The 17,940-nt window shown below is 52.9% G+C and carries 15 protein-coding genes; 9 read left to right on the forward strand and 6 right to left on the reverse strand.

Features of this window, described 5'->3' with window-relative positions:
- Positions 1–8 precede the first annotated feature (8 nt).
- Complete coding sequence (metG, locus tag P8N76_20905; protein MDG2384142.1) at positions 9–2,081, forward strand: methionine--tRNA ligase; 2,073 nt, start codon at positions 9–11, stop codon at positions 2,079–2,081.
- A 319-nt stretch (positions 2,082–2,400) separates the two neighbouring features.
- Entirely contained in the window at positions 2,401–3,282 is an 882-nt protein-coding gene (locus P8N76_20910; protein MDG2384143.1) for an alpha/beta fold hydrolase, read from the forward strand.
- Here P8N76_20910 and P8N76_20915 read toward each other — a convergent pair.
- The 4 genes from P8N76_20915 to P8N76_20930 form a co-directional block, all read right to left on the reverse strand.
- On the reverse strand, positions 3,228–4,634 hold the full coding sequence (locus P8N76_20915; GenBank protein ID MDG2384144.1) for a hypothetical protein: 1,407 nt from the start codon (positions 4,632–4,634) through the stop codon (positions 3,228–3,230). The genes P8N76_20910 and P8N76_20915 overlap by 55 nt on opposite strands.
- 206 nt (positions 4,635–4,840) lie before the next feature.
- Positions 4,841–6,445 carry a hypothetical protein gene (locus tag P8N76_20920; protein ID MDG2384145.1) on the reverse strand — a complete coding sequence of 535 codons (1,605 nt, stop codon included), beginning with the start codon at positions 6,443–6,445 and terminating at the stop codon, positions 4,841–4,843.
- Between the two features lie 5 nt (positions 6,446–6,450).
- Positions 6,451–7,191 (reverse strand): glycosyltransferase family 2 protein, encoded by a 741-nt coding sequence (locus P8N76_20925; GenBank protein MDG2384146.1) that lies wholly within the window; start codon positions 7,189–7,191, stop codon positions 6,451–6,453.
- 235 nt (positions 7,192–7,426) lie between these two features.
- Positions 7,427–8,218: a Nif3-like dinuclear metal center hexameric protein gene (locus P8N76_20930; protein ID MDG2384147.1), complete on the reverse strand. Its 792-nt coding sequence runs from the start codon at positions 8,216–8,218 to the stop codon at positions 7,427–7,429.
- Positions 8,219–8,390: 172 nt separating this feature from the next.
- Here P8N76_20930 and P8N76_20935 point away from each other — a divergent pair, with 172 nt between their 5' ends.
- Positions 8,391–9,185 (forward strand): sugar phosphate isomerase/epimerase, encoded by a 795-nt coding sequence (locus tag P8N76_20935; GenBank protein MDG2384148.1) that lies wholly within the window; start codon positions 8,391–8,393, stop codon positions 9,183–9,185.
- Positions 9,186–9,244: 59 nt separating this feature from the next.
- Complete coding sequence (locus P8N76_20940; protein MDG2384149.1) at positions 9,245–9,790, forward strand: hypothetical protein; 546 nt, start codon at positions 9,245–9,247, stop codon at positions 9,788–9,790.
- Positions 9,791–9,794: 4 nt separating this feature from the next.
- Here P8N76_20940 and P8N76_20945 read toward each other — a convergent pair whose 3' ends face one another.
- Complete coding sequence (locus P8N76_20945; GenBank protein ID MDG2384150.1) at positions 9,795–10,544, reverse strand: 16S rRNA (uracil(1498)-N(3))-methyltransferase; 750 nt, start codon at positions 10,542–10,544, stop codon at positions 9,795–9,797.
- A gap of 320 nt (positions 10,545–10,864) precedes the next feature.
- Here P8N76_20945 and P8N76_20950 point away from each other — a divergent pair, with 320 nt between their 5' ends.
- The 5 genes from P8N76_20950 (at position 10,865) to P8N76_20970 (ending at position 16,501) form a co-directional block, all read left to right on the forward strand.
- Positions 10,865–11,680 (forward strand): AAA family ATPase, encoded by an 816-nt coding sequence (locus P8N76_20950; GenBank protein MDG2384151.1) that lies wholly within the window; start codon positions 10,865–10,867, stop codon positions 11,678–11,680.
- A gap of 287 nt (positions 11,681–11,967) precedes the next feature.
- The gene (locus tag P8N76_20955; protein MDG2384152.1) at positions 11,968–12,540 is read left to right on the forward strand and encodes a hypothetical protein; all 573 of its coding nucleotides are present in this window, start codon (positions 11,968–11,970) and stop codon (positions 12,538–12,540) included.
- 346 nt (positions 12,541–12,886) lie between these two features.
- On the forward strand, positions 12,887–13,276 hold the full coding sequence (locus P8N76_20960) for a (2Fe-2S) ferredoxin domain-containing protein (protein MDG2384153.1): 390 nt from the start codon (positions 12,887–12,889) through the stop codon (positions 13,274–13,276).
- Positions 13,273–14,622, forward strand: a complete 1,350-nt coding sequence (gene trkA / locus P8N76_20965) for a Trk system potassium transporter TrkA (protein MDG2384154.1) — start codon at positions 13,273–13,275, stop codon at positions 14,620–14,622. The genes P8N76_20960 and trkA overlap by 4 nt, the downstream gene beginning before the upstream one ends.
- Positions 14,623–14,635: 13 nt before the next feature.
- Positions 14,636–16,501 (forward strand): TrkH family potassium uptake protein, encoded by a 1,866-nt coding sequence (locus P8N76_20970; protein MDG2384155.1) that lies wholly within the window; start codon positions 14,636–14,638, stop codon positions 16,499–16,501.
- Between the two features lie 53 nt (positions 16,502–16,554).
- Here P8N76_20970 and P8N76_20975 read toward each other — a convergent pair whose 3' ends face one another.
- Positions 16,555–17,847 (reverse strand): hypothetical protein, encoded by a 1,293-nt coding sequence (locus P8N76_20975; GenBank protein MDG2384156.1) that lies wholly within the window; start codon positions 17,845–17,847, stop codon positions 16,555–16,557.
- Positions 17,848–17,940: the final 93 nt, after the last annotated feature.

The following is a 17,940-nucleotide window of genomic DNA, read 5'->3' on the forward strand; positions in this document are numbered from 1 at the left end:
GGAAACGCATGTCGAATCAACGCCAAATCTTGGTTACCGCCGCTCTACCCTACGCCAACGGTCCGATTCACATTGGGCATTTGGTTGAGTACATCCAAACCGACATCTGGGTCCGTTTCCAACGCCTGCGGGGCCATCGCTGCATCTATATCTGTGCAGACGATACGCATGGCACAGCGATCATGATTCGGGCAAAGCAGGAAGGTCGCAGCGAGGCCGAATTGATCGACGAAACGCAGGCGCATCACGAACGCGACTTTGCCGGCTTTGATATCTCATTCGATAACTATGGCAGCACCAACAGTCCCGAGAATCGCCAACTGTGTGAAACCATCTGGAGCTCGATTCGTGATGCGGGACTTGTCAAAGAAAAAGACGTTGAACAGCTCTATGATGTTGAAGCCGGAACGTTCCTGGCTGATCGCTTTGTACGCGGAACCTGCCCCAACCCCAAATGCCAAGCCAAGAACCAACCGGGCGACAACTGCAGCCTTTGCGGCGGCACCTACACACCGGCAGAATTAATCGATCCAATCAGTAGCCTCTCAGGCACAACACCCGAGATTCGAACGGCTTCTCATTTGTTTATCGAATTGGAACAATTACACGACTTCTTGGAAACCTGGACCCAAACCGACAATCACCTGCAACCGGAAACGGCGAATTACCTAAAGGGCCATTTTCTCGGCGATCCCAAATCAGCCGAAGGTCGTAAGTCACTGAAAGATTGGGACATTTCGCGCCCCGAACCTTATTTCGGATTTGAAATTCCCGACAGCCCCGGTAACTACTGGTACGTTTGGTTCGACGCCCCCATTGGATACATGGCCTCCACGCGCCAATGGTGTGATAAACACGGCGAGCAATTTGACGACTGGTGGCGAAATGACCAAACCGAAATCCACCATTTCATCGGAAAAGATATCACTTACTTTCACACCCTGTTCTGGCCCGGCATGCTCAAATCGTCAGGATTCAACCTGCCGACCAAAGTCCACATCCACGGTTTTTTGACCGTCGGCGGCGAGAAGATGTCTAAAAGTCAGGGTACGTTCGTCATGGCATCGACTTATTTAAATCATCTCAACCCCAACTACCTGCGTTACTTCTACGCGTCCAAATTAGGACCTCGAACTGACGATCTCGATCTGAACCTGGAAGAATTCGCAAGCAAGGTGAATTCCGACTTGGTGGGAAAGGTCGTCAATCTGGCAAGTCGCACCGCCAAGTTTGCTCACAAATTGGGACTCGCCGAAAGCTACCCAGACGATGGGGGACTGTTCCGACAAGCAGCAGAAACCGGTGAAGAAATCGCCGCGGCCTACGAGAACTGCGACTACAACCGCGCCATGCGACTGATCATGGAACTGGCCGACAGGGCCAACCCGTACGTCGAGTCACAAGAACCCTGGGCGCTCGCCAAGGATCCAGAAAAACAAGATCAACTGCAACAGGTGTGTACGGTTGCCTTGAACCTGTTTCGACAATTGGCGATTTACCTAACGCCCGTCCTTCCACAACTCGCCAAACAAACGGGTGAATTGCTCAATGATCCGATTCATCGTTGGGATCAATCACAAACCCCCCTGACAGGCACGCCCGTCCAGAAATTCAAGCACTTGATGCAACGTGTTGATATCAAAAAGGTACATGAGATGATCGAAGAAAGTAAACAAACCGAAGACGTATCGGATGGGGCAACGGATACGTTTCAGGACAGCGACCAACCTCTTAAAGATGAACCGCTTGTCGAACAGATTACGATCGACGAATTTGCGAAAGTTGATCTGCGTGTCGCACGCATTGTTCAAGCAGCACACGTAGAAGAGGCCAGGAAGTTGCTCAAGCTGACGGTCAGCCTCGGTGGAGACGAACAACGAACCGTCTTCGCAGGCATCAAACAAGCTTACGAGCCCGAAACGCTCGTGGGACGACTGGTGGTCGTGGTGGCCAATTTAGCTCCCCGAAAAATGAAGTTTGGCACCAGTGAAGGAATGGTGATTGCCTCGGGACCAGGAGGTTCTGATGTATTTTTGCTTGGCGCTGATGAAGGCGCCCTGCCCGGCCAGCGAGTCCACTAACAGACAAAAACAGCCCGTTTTTTCCGCTTTCCCCCCTGAGTCGGACCGAAGCAGCTTCCACCCAGCTCTCTGGCCATTGACCAACTTGCGGAGATTTCGGTAGGCTAATCGATCTGGGGGACGATCGGGCCTGACGGGTTCGTCTTGGTCCCTTTGGTTTCCTGCCCCACCGGATCGGCTGAACTGCATGCGTGCGGTCGCAACTTGGACGGGGATCGACTCGGTTGTCGAAACGACTTTTTTCCGACCGAACCCAGGTGGTGGATTTGACTCACAACCGATTCACAAACCGATTTGAAGCAGGCACATTTTTTACCCGATGACCGTAATCGCACAGATGATTGCTGACCGACTGATTCTGCGTCCCAGTCAGCACTCAATCTCGACGACCGAAAAAAGCCGCCAGATGCTCCCATTTGGCCGTGGCTCCATTGAAACATGGATGCAACGCGTCGGCACCAATCGCCCCAAAGAGGTTGATGTCTTCGTTCTCAAATTCTCGGGGACCGCCGGTCGAGCAGAGCGAGCGACCTATCATCCGCTGGATTACTGGACCAACCTGCGAGCGGAGTTATGGTCAGTGAACCCTCCGGGCTACGGCAGCAGTTCAGGAACCGCAAGTCTCAAAACACTGGCGGAATCAGCGCGTTGCGTCTACTCGGAAATCAAGGCTGTCGCGCAAGATCGTCCGATCGTGATCATGGGCAACAGTCTCGGCACGGTGTCCGCCTTACATTTGGCAAGCCAGTATGACGTCGCCGGCCTGATTCTACGAAACCCGCCTCCCTTGCGTCAGCTAATCATGGGGCGACACGGTTGGTGGAATCTTTGGCTCGGCGCTACGATTATCTCCAGGAAAGTACCGCCTCAATTGTGCAGCATTCAAAACGCACAAGCTTGTCGGTGTCCGGCCGTTTTCTTGACTTCTCGCCAAGATGAGACCGTACCCGCCGTTTACCAAGACAAGGTCATCCAGGCTTATGGCGGTCCACGAAGGATCGTTAACCTCAGAGAAGCGGACCATGCGACAAGTCTAAACCTAGTTGAGCAGCGCGAATACAGTCGAAATCTCGAATGGATTCGCCACGCAGCGATTCCCGGGCCCCCCTGTGATCTTTCTGTAACACGGGCGGCCGGCTATCCAGCTCAATTTGAAGACGGCAGATCATCGAGTGTCGATCGCCACAAAGTGACGCGTTGAAATATCTGTCGGGCAGTGTCTCGAATCGAAGACGTCGCACAGCGGATGCCAGCGGGAAGATGTTTTTCTCCCAAGCCACCGCCAAGCAGCAGCGAGGTCACCTGAGCTCGACTTGTCACGATCTGGCTCCGAGCCGCCTTGATTGGCGATATTCGCAAGCCACGGCGTCCTTTTCCTTGAATCATCACTGACTCGTCACCCAGCTTCAACCCAAGCTTTGTGTCACCCAACTGTTTTCCAAGCTGACCTTGAGCATGCAAACAGATCAGATCCAGCAACGATCGTGGATCAACGACAAAGACAGCTTGTACCGATCGGCTTGTCGAAAGCTCGTCCGACTGCAAACCGAACAGGTGGCGTAAAGCCTTAACCGTTGAGTTGTTGATGGGCGGCTGAAACAAGCGAATACGATGCACGTCCCGTTCGATCGCATCCGCAGCCACTCGCTGAACCAAACGAACGGCCGCCTCAGGTCGATCCGGCTTGACCATCAATTCGACAATGTGGCTCCCGCGGACAAACGCATATCCAAGAATATCCTGCTGATGCAGTGATTCCTGCTCATCGTTTTCGGCATCCGCCGAAACTACGACAAGGATTTCGTCATACCCACGCCGGATCAGCAGCCAGTGCCAATATTCATCTTCGCGTAACGGCGTCCCCTGACATTGACGCGTATTTTCTTCGTAGATTTCCATGAGTGCTTGCTGCTCAACATAGCGCCAAGGTCGCACTCGTAATTGCCTTATATCAGCAGACCTTTCTACCTGTACCGCGCAGTTAGCAAGCAGATCACGTGGCGACCCTTCCAGACAACAAACATCGCCATTGGCGACCCAACCAGAATCCCCCGAAACGGCCGCACCATGCATCCTTGAAGTCAGCAATACGGCACCCTGATCGAGTGCTTGTTGTTTGGCTGCCGCTAAAAAGCAGGACCGATGGGTCTCCGTGGCATCATACTCTGGCAACAAAGCAAATTCAGAAAGATCACAGGTCGGAAGCCAAGTTTGGTGGAGTCGCAGTAGACGTGGAGTGAGTCGAATGTGACCAATTAGATCGTCACCATGCTTCAACAGCAAACGCTGTGACGGATCGTAATCCGGACGATCAAGATTGAGCTGGAATTCCGCTTCGCTTGGCGAATGCAGTAGCGACAACAGGAGAGCGTGAATTGACAGGTGATCGCCCGCCCGTCCCTGCAAAACTTGAATCGCTGGCTGAACACTAACGCCCGAATGATTGCGAGTCTCGCGGGAACGCGAAAAACTCCTGGTCGACAACCGCTGTCCAGCGCGGGGATGAGCTAATGCAACGCGATGAGGTAAAATAGAAGAAGTCTGCAAACTCATTGTGACGAATCCCTTCCTATTTCAGGCGAGACACGGGCGACCCGAACTGGACACACCACGGCTGTACTCGCGTGCAATGCGCTGCGTTGCCGTCTTCAATCACTTCCACGAAAACGGCTCGCAGATCCTTCCCTGGGTTCCGGTTGAGCTGCTGACACACAAGAGAAAATCGTCTGGACCGGATCCACGCAGCCCTTTTTAGATGGTTATGCGCCAGATAGCAAGCATTCACTCAAACCATCCCGAATCTGACTCAAAGGAAACAAACAGAATGAATAGTCCCGAGAGGCCAAAATCGACTGATTTCGGAGAGCTTGCGTCGCCCTCGTTAACTCCGCCTCAATGGCCATTACGTCCTCCTTCAAAAAGACGCGTAGGGCTGAGTTCGCCGCTTCAATTTCATCATGTCGTTGTTTGCGTTGACCGCGCGGCAACTGCTGCTGAATCCAGTGACATTTTTGAGCAACAAGGCGAGATACCTGATCGTTCTCATGCAACCTGGAAGGTAAACAGCGTTCCGGATGAAACCGCAACTCGTGCAAACGCTGCTTCAGTTCCGAGGGCGGAACGGCGGGAACCCGCACTCCCTGGATCGGCAATCGCAAGGTGGAAGTCGCGGTCAGATAGCCGGGCGCATCAACTTGAAAGAGTCTCAAAATCAAGAGATCCGTAAGTTCGTCATAGTTGCCACCGCCAATTCCATGCAAAAACAGATCGCTAAGAAACAAGCGAGCAAACAGCGTCGTGATCAACGCTCGGGGCCGTATCTTGACACCTTGACCGCGGAGTTTCGAAAAGTGCTTCCCGATCGCTGATTCGCAATCGCCGAGTCTCCAAGCGGCACCGCCTTTGAGGTCGGAAAGTTCGAATTGCTTTTGATGTCGCCGCACAAACAACGCCCGACGATGTGGATTCGAATCGGTCCAAATCCAAAACGGCAACTCGTGCCAATCATCACGAAGCGTTAGATTGGGGACCGGATGGACCTGGCTACGAATGCGATGGACGAGCCGATGCTCCATCAACGACTGATTATAGGTCTGATAAACCTGCTCAAATCGAGAAAACAAATTTGCAGCCAAGACATCAAACGTTGAATGATCACAAACGGAACTCAAGGGAAGCTCAAGAGTCTGCAGGCCGATCTTCGCTTCCTGCCGATGGCGAAAACGGGCCAGTCGATAGCCGAGATTATTTTCTCCTTCGTCTGCCTTTAACGATTCTTGCCAATTCTCGATCAACAGTGGATCTGGCACCAGCGTTTGAATGGCCGAGTAAACTCGCTGATCAAACGACTGATAAAGCAAGTCATCTTGAATGAATCGTTCTTCGAAGGGGAAAGCTGTCGGCCGCTCCAGGGCGATTGTCTGAGTCGTTGGATTGGCTACTGTTCCTGAAGGGATACGAATCGCAGTCGTCTTGGGAATGTCATTGTCGATGATTAGATGAATGGGAACTGCTTGAGATTGCTGAGCAATTCGATCTAACACAAAATTCTTAAACCAGACACCTGCGTGAAAAAGCTCGGGCTGATGACCGGTCACAACAAAGAGTGAATCAGCGGAACGATCTGAGGGCAAGCTGACGTCGCGATATTGGACCGTGTACTGCCTTGCTTGCGTCAGCAAATAGTTACGAATATCGGCCCGCAATGCTTGAGGCGACTGACCAGCAAAGTCAAAATCCCAGCGATCCAAAATCAGCCGATTTTGCTGCAACCGCTTTGCCACTTGGGACAAGGGAGGATCGATGAGCGACTCTCGATCACCGCTTGGCGCCCGCCGTTTGGATCGCTGCCCGTCGTGGGACATCGCGATTACTCGATATCCTTGGCGGCGGTTCCACAGAGACGTTCGCTGCCAGAGACGGCAGCCAAACTGCGATCCACCACCAGATTATAGTAGTCCAGTCGCGTCTGATTGTCGTCAAGCGTACCACCAAAGGAACGGTCTTCGTCGAGATAAATCAAAGGCACCGGATACTCCTTAATGCGCCAACCCAACTTGGCGGCTTGCACCCACAGTTCGAGCGGCATCGCATAACCATGTTCTGTCAAGCGCAGAGAATTCAGTGCCGAGACACGGTATGCCTTGAAGCCACAAAACGCATCGGTCAACTGGAGACCCAGTTCCTGATTCAACCGATTGGTAACCAACTGATTGATTTGTCGTCGGTCCGTCGGAGGATCACTGTCGCCGTCGAATTGCTGCAAATAACGGCTCCCAGAAATCAAATCCTGGCCCGCACAAGCTTCGACAAAAGCCGGAATTCGTTGCGGCACATGCTGCCCATCACAGTCAATCGTGACTAAATACTCAAATTGATGCGATTGTGCATAGGCAAATGCCGAAATCAACGCCGCACCGTAGCCACGGTTCTTGGCATGGGTGAGAACACGAACATCGTCGCGACGCTTCAACAAATCGCCCGTGCCATCCGTTGAACCATCGTCAATAACCAACACCTGTTCGCTATAATTACGAACTTGATCCAAGACCTCGTCGACATGTTTGACTTCGTCGAAAACCGGTAACGCCGTTAAGTATTGAGCGGGCATACTCCGTTGAATTCCTCGCAAGAGATTTGATGGAGTGATTCCCAGAGAAGGTGGGAAACACACGATGCAAGGGGTGATCCGTTTCTCAGCGGGCGATTCTATTCTAGAAACCCCAAGTCATCCGTCAACGCAAGCAAGCCAGCTTGAGACACCCGTTGCGGGCTCCGGGCATAAAAACAAACCCCATGCTAAGCGGTGTTAGCGTCTCCTGAAGCCGATCACAGCTCGCAAATCGCTAAATCCAGGCGACGGGATCGGTTTCCCGCTCGCTTGCCCAAATGGACAAATCCGGAAATTCACTTATCAGAACGGTTGCCAATTGCTCCAGCGAAAATCGCTCGCTCGCAAAATGTCCAGGCAGAACCAATGCGACACCGAGGGATTCTGCTTCCAAGCAAGTATGAAAAGTTGTTTCTCCAGTCAACAAAAGCTGACAGCCGGCTTTGGCCGCAGCTGGGAGAAACGTTCCCGCGCTGCCACAGGCGATTCCTACACGTCGCACTTCCGCATCAAGTTGGCCGACATATTGCAAGACGTCCAACGAAAGGAATGATTTCACTCGTTTCACAAAGTTTGTCAGCGATTCCGGCTGCGCAAGAACACCTTTTCGACCGCTTCCCAAGCGATCGGGATCGTCAGCGATCGGTTCCAGTGGTTGAATTCCTTCCAGCCCCAAGCTATTTGCCAATTGCTGATTAATTCCACGAGCCGCCGAATCCCAGGCCGTGTGCGGACTGTAAATCGAAATCTGCTTCCCCGCCAGCTCCCACAATAAACGACCTACGGTCGAATCGGTTGTCAATCGTTTGAGCGATCGAAAGGGCAGGGGGTGATGGGTGACGATCAATTCTGCAGACTTCTCAATCGCCTCAGCTGCAGTCTCCGGTGTAACCGTTAGGCAAGTCATAATGCGGGTCAACGTTCGATGCTTATCACCGACTAGCAAACCAACATTGTCCCACTCCTCGGCCAAGCGAACCGGCGCAATTGCCTCGAGGTAGTCACATATTTGGCGGATCTTGACCATGAAATCCTTCCCAGGTTGGGGTCGCGTGTGAACTCATCTCCCCACATTATTGGTAGAATGCGGCTTGAGCAATAGCTGGGGGTGTCTATTCCCGATCCGAGATCTGCCAGATGTCGGATCTGTCAACGCCCCACGAATGAACTGACGAGACGGAAGAGAGAGAGAGTCACTCGTGCCAGATTTAAAAATTGGTGTCCAAGTTGCCAGCCTACGCATGCCTTTCAAGAAAGCTTTGCCGCATATCGCCAGGATGGGTGCAACGGCTGTTGAACTGGATGCTCGCTACATGTTCAACCCGCGAGAAATGTCGGAATCCGCGATGCGGCAGATTCGAAAATGGCTGAACGATTACAACCTGCAAGTCTGTGCAGTCAGCTTCCGCACACGCCGCGGCTACGACGTGGCAGAGGATTTGCAAAGTCGCATTGACGCCACCAAATCAGCCATGCAGTTCGCCTATGCAATGGGCACTTCCACCGTGATCAATCAGGTCGGCCAAGTTCCGTCTCAAGACGAAGTCGACGACAACAATCCACGTTGGGAAACTTTACTCGCGGCACTCACCGATCTTGGAACCTATGGACAGCGCACAGGCGCCTGGTTAGCCATGGAAACTGGTACCGAAAGCGGTGAAGACTTAGCCAGATTGATTCAAGCGTTGCCAGAAGGTACCGCAACCGTGAATTTGGATCCGGGCAACTTAATCACGAATGGATTTTCACCAGGGGAAGCCGTCCAATCCCTCGGATCCATGATCAGTCATGTCCATGCCAAAGACGGTGTACGGGATCTGGCCCAAGGACGTGGCCTGGAGGTTGCATTGGGACGGGGGTCGGCCGATTTCCCTCACCTGCTTGGTCAACTAGAAGAATTCAATTATCGTGGCTACTTCACGATTGAACGAGAAAATGCTAACGATCCGCTCCAGGAAATCTCTTTGGCGACCCAGTATCTGAGAAACATCTGAGAAATTACTTATCCACCCAGTCGTTTACCGTTTGTCTGCAAACAGTAAAAGGGAAAGCAATGAAAAACCATTTCAAGGTCGTGTCTCTGACCATCCTTTGCGTTATCCTCACAACCGCTCCTGGCATCTGTCAAGAAACCAAGAGCGAAACGCCAGTTCCGCCCGAAAAGACTCCCCAACAAAAACTGTTCGCACAGTTTTCAAAACAGATGAGCAACAGCACGCTCGTGGGAAACTTTACCATCGACGGACAACCGGGAAAAATGAAGGAAGAGCGGTATGAACTCAAGGGCGTCAGCAAACTTCCGCTAGGTGATTACTGGCTGTTTCGCGCTCGTATTCGCTATGGCGATCATGACGTCACGGTGCCGCTGTCACTTCAAGTCAAGTGGGCGGCCAGTACTCCGGTCATTACGCTCGACAAAGTAACCGTACCAGGGCTCGGCACGTTTAACGCGCGAGTGCTCATTGATGGAGACCGATACGCCGGAACCTGGGACCATGGCGAGGTCGGTGGTTTATTGTTTGGCCGAATCGAACATGAGGAACCTGAGTCACCCAAAACGAGCAAGCCGGCACACCAAGAAGAAGACGATCCTTCGTAACGTCTCACAACTCGGGACAAGGCGGCGTGTTCAGCATCAGCCAAGCCGCCATCGCCAAAGCTGCGGTTTCGGTTCGCAAAATCCGATCTCCTAAATCAACGGCCTGCCAACCGTGCCGTTGGGCCTGCCGGACTTCGTCGTCTGTGAATCCACCCTCGGGACCGATCCCCACGACGATCATATGATCGGCGCACTGCTCAACCATCTCAGACAGCCCTATCGCCGGTGCATGGGCGTCCGGCATCGCATGCGTCGGATGAGCGAATAGACGGGTCGCTTGCTGATCGGCGGCAAGATGCTCTTCAAAAGAAACCGGTTCTGCAATCCGCATCAATCGATTTCGCCCGCACTGCTTGGATGCTTCGATGACCTGCCGCTGTAATCTTTGCACCGTTTTCGCATTCGGCAGCGCAACGCTGCGGCGCGTCTGCCAGGGCCTCAATTCAGAAACTCCCAACTCCACCAACTTCTGAGTCAGCCACTCAGATCGATCACCCCGAGGTAAAGCGACGGCAAAATGCACCGAACGAGCCAATTCACGATCGATCGCTCGTTGGCTAAAGACTTCGAATTCGACATCATTCCGTCCCAAACGGCAGACGCGTGCCTCAAACTCATCCCCCGCCCCATCAAACAGGATCACTTCATCGCCAATCTTCGCGCGCATCACACGCAACAAGTGATGAGCCTCAGCCCCCTCTAGAAGATATTTGCCCAGAGTCAATGATTCCGGACTGTAAAAACGACGCGACATACGATCCCCATTTCCAACGCAGATAGATGCAATCGAACTGTTCGTGATCCCTTCCCCCGACATCGTTCAGCAACGGCAAAGATTTACGTGCTGGCAAAACCATGGGGCTGCTGGCGACGCAAGCTTACCCAACTTCGTGCATCGAAATCGTTTCAAATGCTTGAAGGTTGTGACTCGACATACCGATGATCAAGTGCGGACGCGATGCGTTGCGCTGCTAAGCTAGCGGGAAAAATCATCTTTTACGATCCTCAATTGACCTGAATTGCCTGACCATTTAAAGTCCTCTGCCGACTAAAACGCGTTTGGAGACAAGTTGCATGTATATCGACCACTGGGCTTTGGACCGCTCACCGTTTGCCGCTCAATTGAACCCCGCAGATTTCTTTGCAAGCGCCACCCATGAGGAAGCGTTAGCCCGCCTTCAATTTCTGATTGAGAATGGCCGGAGGCTTGGCTTTCTGTTGGGCGCAGCGGGCACCGGAAAAAGTCTGCTGTTGGAGGTTGCTGCTCGCCAATTGCGACAAAACGGATGCAACGTCGTAAAAATCAACTTACTCGGCCTCTCAGGAACCGAATTTGTCTGGAATCTGGCTTCCGGACTCGGACACTTGGCCTCCACCGATGCGAGTCCGGTCGAATGCTGGCGGGGCATCTCGGATCGCCTCGCGGCGAATCGCTATCAGCGGATTACAACCGTGGTCATGCTCGATGACGCCGAAGATTGCGAGGATGCCGTTTACTCCGCCATCAGTCGCTTTGCCTTGACGGAACAAAGGCCCGAGTCTCGAATTACGCTCGTTCTGGCCAGCCAACGCCAACGTAGCCGTTCTTTCGGCGCCAAGCTGAACGAAATGTGCGACCTGCGTATCGACATTAGCCCCTGGGATGTGGTCGAAACGGTCGAGTACATTCAAGATGCGCTGCTTCGCGTCGGTGGCACGGCAGAAATCTTCGGTATCCGCGCTCTGGAGCGAATACACGAATTGACTCAGGGCGTACCGCGGCGCGTCCGACAACTGGCAGAACTCAGTTTGGTGGCAGCGGCAGCGGACGGCACAGATGAGATCGAAGCGGATGTGATCGACGCTGTTTACCGAAGCCTCGACGGCCGAAATGTGACCGAGGCCGCTTAACAGCCTCTGACTCAGTTGCCTTCCATCATCTGTGAGTCAAGTCACTCAGGTCGCCACCAGCCAGGAAAGGCGGGACATCTTCTTCATTTTTGTATCGAAATCATGACACGAGATGACGCCCCCCGACTGCCCAACGGGGGCTTGCCTGTCGAATTCGGCCCATTTCTGCGGCAAACGAGCGTTGGGAGCCGAAGCGGCTCCCCCCCAACGAGAGAGGTGATCTAGTTTCGATGTCGACGATCAGTACAATACGGAATTCCCGGTAACTTGGCCACATCGGCAAGCCTATGAACAAGATCGTCCGCTCTCCCGATCCGGATCATCCGGTCGAGGTCAACCTGAGAAACCCCGGTCTAGCCGCTTTCCTCGCTTGGTTACTGCCAGGCGTGGGTCACTTTTATCAGCGGCGATACGCCAAAGGCGCGCTGTTCATGGTGTGCATCTTGGGCACCTATTTTTTCGGATTAGCCTTAGGCGAAGGAAAAGTTGTCTACGCTTCCTTTCGAGCTCCCGACATTCGTTATCCCTACATTTGTCAGTTCGGTGTTGGCATTCCGGCCCTACCGGCTTTGATTCAACGCCAGCGCGTCATCGCTAGCCGCCCGCCCAAGGAGCCGCTGTGGGGCGGTCTAATGGCGCCCCCCAAACAGCCGGTTCTCGAATCGGAATCGGATCAACTGGCAGATTGGCACAACGACTTACGAAGTCGTTTTGAACTTGGCACACTCTACACAATGGTCGCTGGCTTACTCAATGTATTGGCGATCTATGACGCATTCGCAGGTCCTGTATTCACAACATCCGAGGACTCAAGCAGTAAGCCGCCGCCAAAGGATGATGACGAATCGGCTGGATCCTAACTCTGGCAATACCCCCCGAATTGGCGAAGCATGAGTCTGTTAGCAACGTCCCCCGGACACACGCAAATAGCACGCATTCATCGAGTGAGGCAGTAGTAAATAATGACGGCTCCATTGGCAACGCTCTGGATTCTCTCCACTTTGTGGTTTGGGCGCATATGGTATAGCGTGCCTTTAATCTTAGTGATCAGCCTCGTGTACGCCGCCACACGACATGAAATGATGAAACCCATTTTGGAGCACGCTCTTCGGTTTGGATTCTGGGTGATTGGCTTCATGGCGATCGTGTTTGGCGTGCTGACGATTTTATCCGTGTGGCTTTAATCACGAGGCACACAGGAGTTTTATGACCCCGTTCACGCACCACATTTTCGTCTGCTGCAACCATCGGAACTCAGGACATCCCCGGGGCTGCTGTGACCCAAATGATGATGGATCTCTGAAACAAGCTTTCAAAGAAAAGATCGCCCAGAGCGGACTGCGAGCACAAGTTCGTGCGAATCTTGCCGGCTGTCTTGATCAATGTGAACTGGGGCCAACCGTGGTCATCTATCCGGCAGGAATCTGGTACGGGAAGGTGAGCCTCGCTGATGTCGAACGTATTGTAGATGAAACCATTCTCGGTGGAAAAATCATTGACGAACTCCTGATTTCTGATGCGATGCTAAACACCAAAGGAAAGGGACCGCCGTGCATACCGCTTCACGCTGATCAATCGGCGGAGCAAAATCCATGAGAATCGTCGTTCTCGGGGCCGGTACAGTCGGAACCTGGATTGCAGACCTGCTCTGTCAGCATCGGCACAGCGTCACGATCGTCGATAAAGATTCGGAACATACTCAACGGATCAACGACGAACTTGACGTACGAGCAGTCACTGGCTCCGCATCCGAATCAAGTGTCTTGTTTCAGGCAGATATTCTGGGAGCCGACATTTGCTTGGCAGTCACCGGATCGGACGAAGTCAACCTTGTCTCAGCAAGTATGGCGAAAGAGATGGGAGCCAGACGGAGCATCGCGCGTGCCTTCGGACCCATCTTTCGTGACCGCAGCACCTTTGATTACGAACGCCACTTCAAGATTGACCGACTCCTCAGCTTGGAACATTTGTCGGCCGTGGAGTTGGCTCGAGGGATGCGTGGACCAGGATCTCTGGCAATTGAAAGCTTGGCCGATGGCAAACTCCAGATGCAAGAATTGACAATCCGAGACACCACCTCCTCGCTTGGAAAACCGTTGAAGGATCTCAGCCTGCCAAGCAGCGTGCGCATCGGCACGATCTACCGAGATGGCACGATGTGGATAGCCGGTGCGGAAGATCATGTGCAATTGGAAGACCGCATCACGCTGATTGGGCAGCGACAAGATATCGCCGACGTCAAGGAAAAATTCCAGCGCAAATCAGACCCGAAACTCGGCATCGTGATCGCCGGCGGCGGCGAAACTGGATATCACCTGAGTCGGATCCTGGAGGATCGGCGCTACGCCATCACCTTGATGGAATCGGATCCGAAACGTTGTGAGTTCCTGGCAACCAACTTGACTCATGTTACCGTCATCCAAGCCGACGCGACTCGCCGAGCCGTATTAGAAGAAGAGCGAGTCGGCAGTGCGGACGTGTTTGCCGCCTGCACGGGAGACGACGAAAACAACATCATGGCTTGTGTTGAGGCCAAAGACATTGGCTGTAAACGCATGATGGCGATCGTGCAACGGCCCGATTACGCAAATGTTGTCGGAAAACTTGGCATTAACTTGGCCGTTAGTCCTCGGGACGTCATGGCAAAACAGATCCTAAGCTTTCTTAACAAAGGACCTGTCATTTCACGATCCATGTTGCCGGGCGGAAACATCGGCGTCTTTGAAATTGAAGTCAACGAAGGTGCTCGGGCGACTCACTTCGATTTACTGAGCTTGCCGCTTCCCCCGTCATGCTTGATTTTGGCAGTTATGCGGCATGAGTTTGTCCGAGTTCCCGGCGCAAATGATCGCCTCAAAACGGGTGACCTTGTGGTGGCATTGGTCGATGACTCCGCAGCCGAAGACATGCTGACATTGTTCAATAACAAAGCTGCGAGTTAAGTCGAACCGCATCATGAATCTTAGACTGCTGGCCAAACATTTGGGTACCATCTGCCTGCTGATTGGTGCCACCATGGTGTTCAGCCTACCGTGGGCATTGCCTCAACTGGGCCAGCGAGAAGAAACCTTAAACTCAGCGGCACGGTTTGAGACTGATGGTTTCATCGCGTTACTCTGCAGCATCGCCATCAGTGTCGCGGTCGGAATCGGGCTTAAATGGTGGGGGCGATTCGCAAAAGGTGAGATCTACCGCAAGGAAGCGATGGCGATTGTGGGTTTGAGTTGGGTGCTGGCCACGATCCTCGGTGCGTTACCTTTTATTCTCAGCGACACCTATCGCAGTTCATCGGTGCGACTGAATGCGCCCTCCGAGTCCTTTCAAATCTTCGACTTCGAATCTTGGCGGTGGTCGTCGTGGAAAACCGTACCCCCGTTACCGAGCGAAAGCTACGAAGTCATTCATGCGTTATCGGAAGCGGGTGCGAAGGGGCTCACCCATCAGCAACTCACAAAATTCCGCGCGAATGCAGCCGAGGTTCTCGCCAATTTAAGGAAGAATCGCGACTGGCAAAGTATCGTCCTCTTGCCAGGAACTCCCGGCCCCGACGACCGGATAAACAATTACCGTTTGCAGTGGGTGCGGATGACGATCACCGATTCGATGTTCGAATCGCAATCCGGTTTTAGCACGACTGGCGCGACAGTCATGTCCGACCTGGAGGATCCATTCCTCGTTTCACACTGCATGCTGTTCTGGCGGAGCAGTACCCATTTCCTGGGCGGGCTCGGCATTATCGTGCTGTTTGTTGTGATCCTGGGCCAAGGCTCTGCTGGCAAGGCGATGATGCGAGCAGAAATGCCAGGGCCGAGCAAAGACAGCAGCCAATCTCGAATGCAACACACGGCCTGGCTTTTTGCAGCCATGTACTGCATCCTGAATTTGGTCTTAAGTATCATCCTCCAGCTGATGGGCCTGAGTTGGTTTGATGCCATCTGCCATGCATTTGGCACCATGGCAACCGGGGGATTCAGCACTTACAACGATAGTGTGGGCCACTTCCACAGCGTTTCCATCGACTTCGTGATCATTCTCTTCATGGGTTTGGCCGGCACGAACTTCACCCTCTTGTATTTCGTGCTGCGGTTCCAACCCGGACGCATGTTTGCGGATACGGAGTGGCGAACTTATGCGGGTCTGATCCTAATCGTCACCTTGCTCGTGATTCTGTTTGGAACCGCCTACCACGATTTCCGTATGGACGAAGAAGACACGCTCGCGATGGAAGCCTTAAACGGTTTTCGCTACAGCCTTTTTCAAGTTGTCTCCATTATCACAACCACCGGATATGGCACCCATAACTTCGATGCCTGGAACAGCTTCGGACGAGGAATCCTTTTTCTGCTCATGTTCGTGGGTGGGTGTGCAGGCAGCACGGGTGGTGGCCTGAAAGTCATTCGCCACGTGCTATTTATCAAAATCCTCCGACTGGAAATCGAGCACACCTACCATCCACGCGTGGTACGACCACTTAAGATAGGAGGACGAGCCGTCGAGGATCCGGAGTTACGCAAAAACATTCTGGTCTATTTTTGTCTGGCGCTGATTGTCTTCGTACTCAGCTGGTTGCTTATCATCACGATTGAACCCGATGTCACCTGGGGCAACGATTCGCAACACAAACTGCTTGACACGGCCAGTGCAATTGCCGCAATGATGAACAACATTGGCCCCGGCTTGGGTACGGTGGGTGCAACCGAGAATTACGGCAACTTCACCGCTCTGGCAAAACTCCATTTCATCTGGCTAATGATGTTGGGACGAGTCGAATTTTTCGCCATCGTGGTCCTATTTGTGCCGAATTTCTGGCGAGACCGTTAACGACTCGTGGCAACGTTGATTCGATACAAAAGTAACACGCCGGCCCTCTCCAACTATTTAACATGCTTTCGCCAGCCTACAGGCTGAGCCCAAGCTTGCTGGCGTTGCCCGCTTTCAAAGGGATTCTCAGCTTTCGCAGAAGACGTGATCGTCGCACGAACATACAACTCGTCACCCGTCAGTCGATAGGTCGCCGAATCTCCCTTCACCACTGCTAGGGTCTTACCAACGTCACCCGAATAGCGACGCGTGGCTCGAATCGGTTGCTGATCAGCATCCAGCACAGGGCGACTCGTGGCATCGTAATCAATTACCGTACCAATAAATTCAGTCGTGTAGGTTTCACCCGGCTGAGCGTCAATCTCGATCGAATAAGTCTTCTTAGCCGAATCATAGTGAATGGAATTGAGAACAACGCCACTGGAAGCATAGAAATCACCACGGTCGATCGCCTTCACGATAGACTCCGGTGTCAAATGCGTCGCTCGAACCATGACCCAACCTCGACCTGGCGAAGCGCCTCGCAAACCAAAATAATTGTGGGAATCGTCAGTTGCGACACCATAGAGTGGAACCGCCTGCATTTCACCCAAGCGAATCGTATTCGCAATATCCCACAACCTTTCCGTACTCGCGTGATTTTCATCGCCTCGATGACCAACGCTTGGATGACCGTTGTAGACTTCGAAAAAACGTTCTTCAACGACGTCGGCAAGATCTTCGGCTGTAACACCGTAACCGAAATTCGGATGATTGAGATGCGCCAGAATCGGTCGTCCCGCCTGCACACTTTGCGATTTAACAGCATTTAAGTTGTTACGAATCGTATCGCGAACCGTATCACCTCCTTGCGGATTAATCACATCCCGCAAATTTGAGGCATTGATGTGGACGGGCAAACCTTCGGCAGAATCCGTAATCTCTTCGGCCTGAATGAGAATAAATTCTCCTCGCTGCTCAACCAACGCTCGGTATTCCGAAATCGGTTTCAGCCGGATCTGCCGTTGGCCATCGTGCTCCCGCACCTCCACCCACTGATCACCAAAGCGTTCCAAGTACCTTGCCACACCGCCGATCGCTCCTCGATCTGCCGGCACCGTATCGTTGATCCACTTTGCACCGCGACTCAACACATTGTGGTCACTCATGGCAAGGAAATTATATCCATTCGTGCGGTACCACTCCGCAATCACCTCTGGAAAATCATTGCCGTCACTCCAAAGCGAGTGGGTATGCAGATTACCTTTATACCAGCGAGCTTTCGGCTTGGCGGGAATCACATCATCGCCAAGAAGAAAGTGGGGAAGGCAGAACACAAACAATAAACAGAAAGAAAAGTAACGCATCAGCTAACACCTTGCGGCTTGCCGAACCATCGGTGGAACGGACGAATGAATCAAATGAAAAAAGCACGATAACCACATTTCAACCTTCACAGT

The organism is Pirellulaceae bacterium (assembly GCA_029243025.1).
Classification (GTDB): domain Bacteria; phylum Planctomycetota; class Planctomycetia; order Pirellulales; family Pirellulaceae.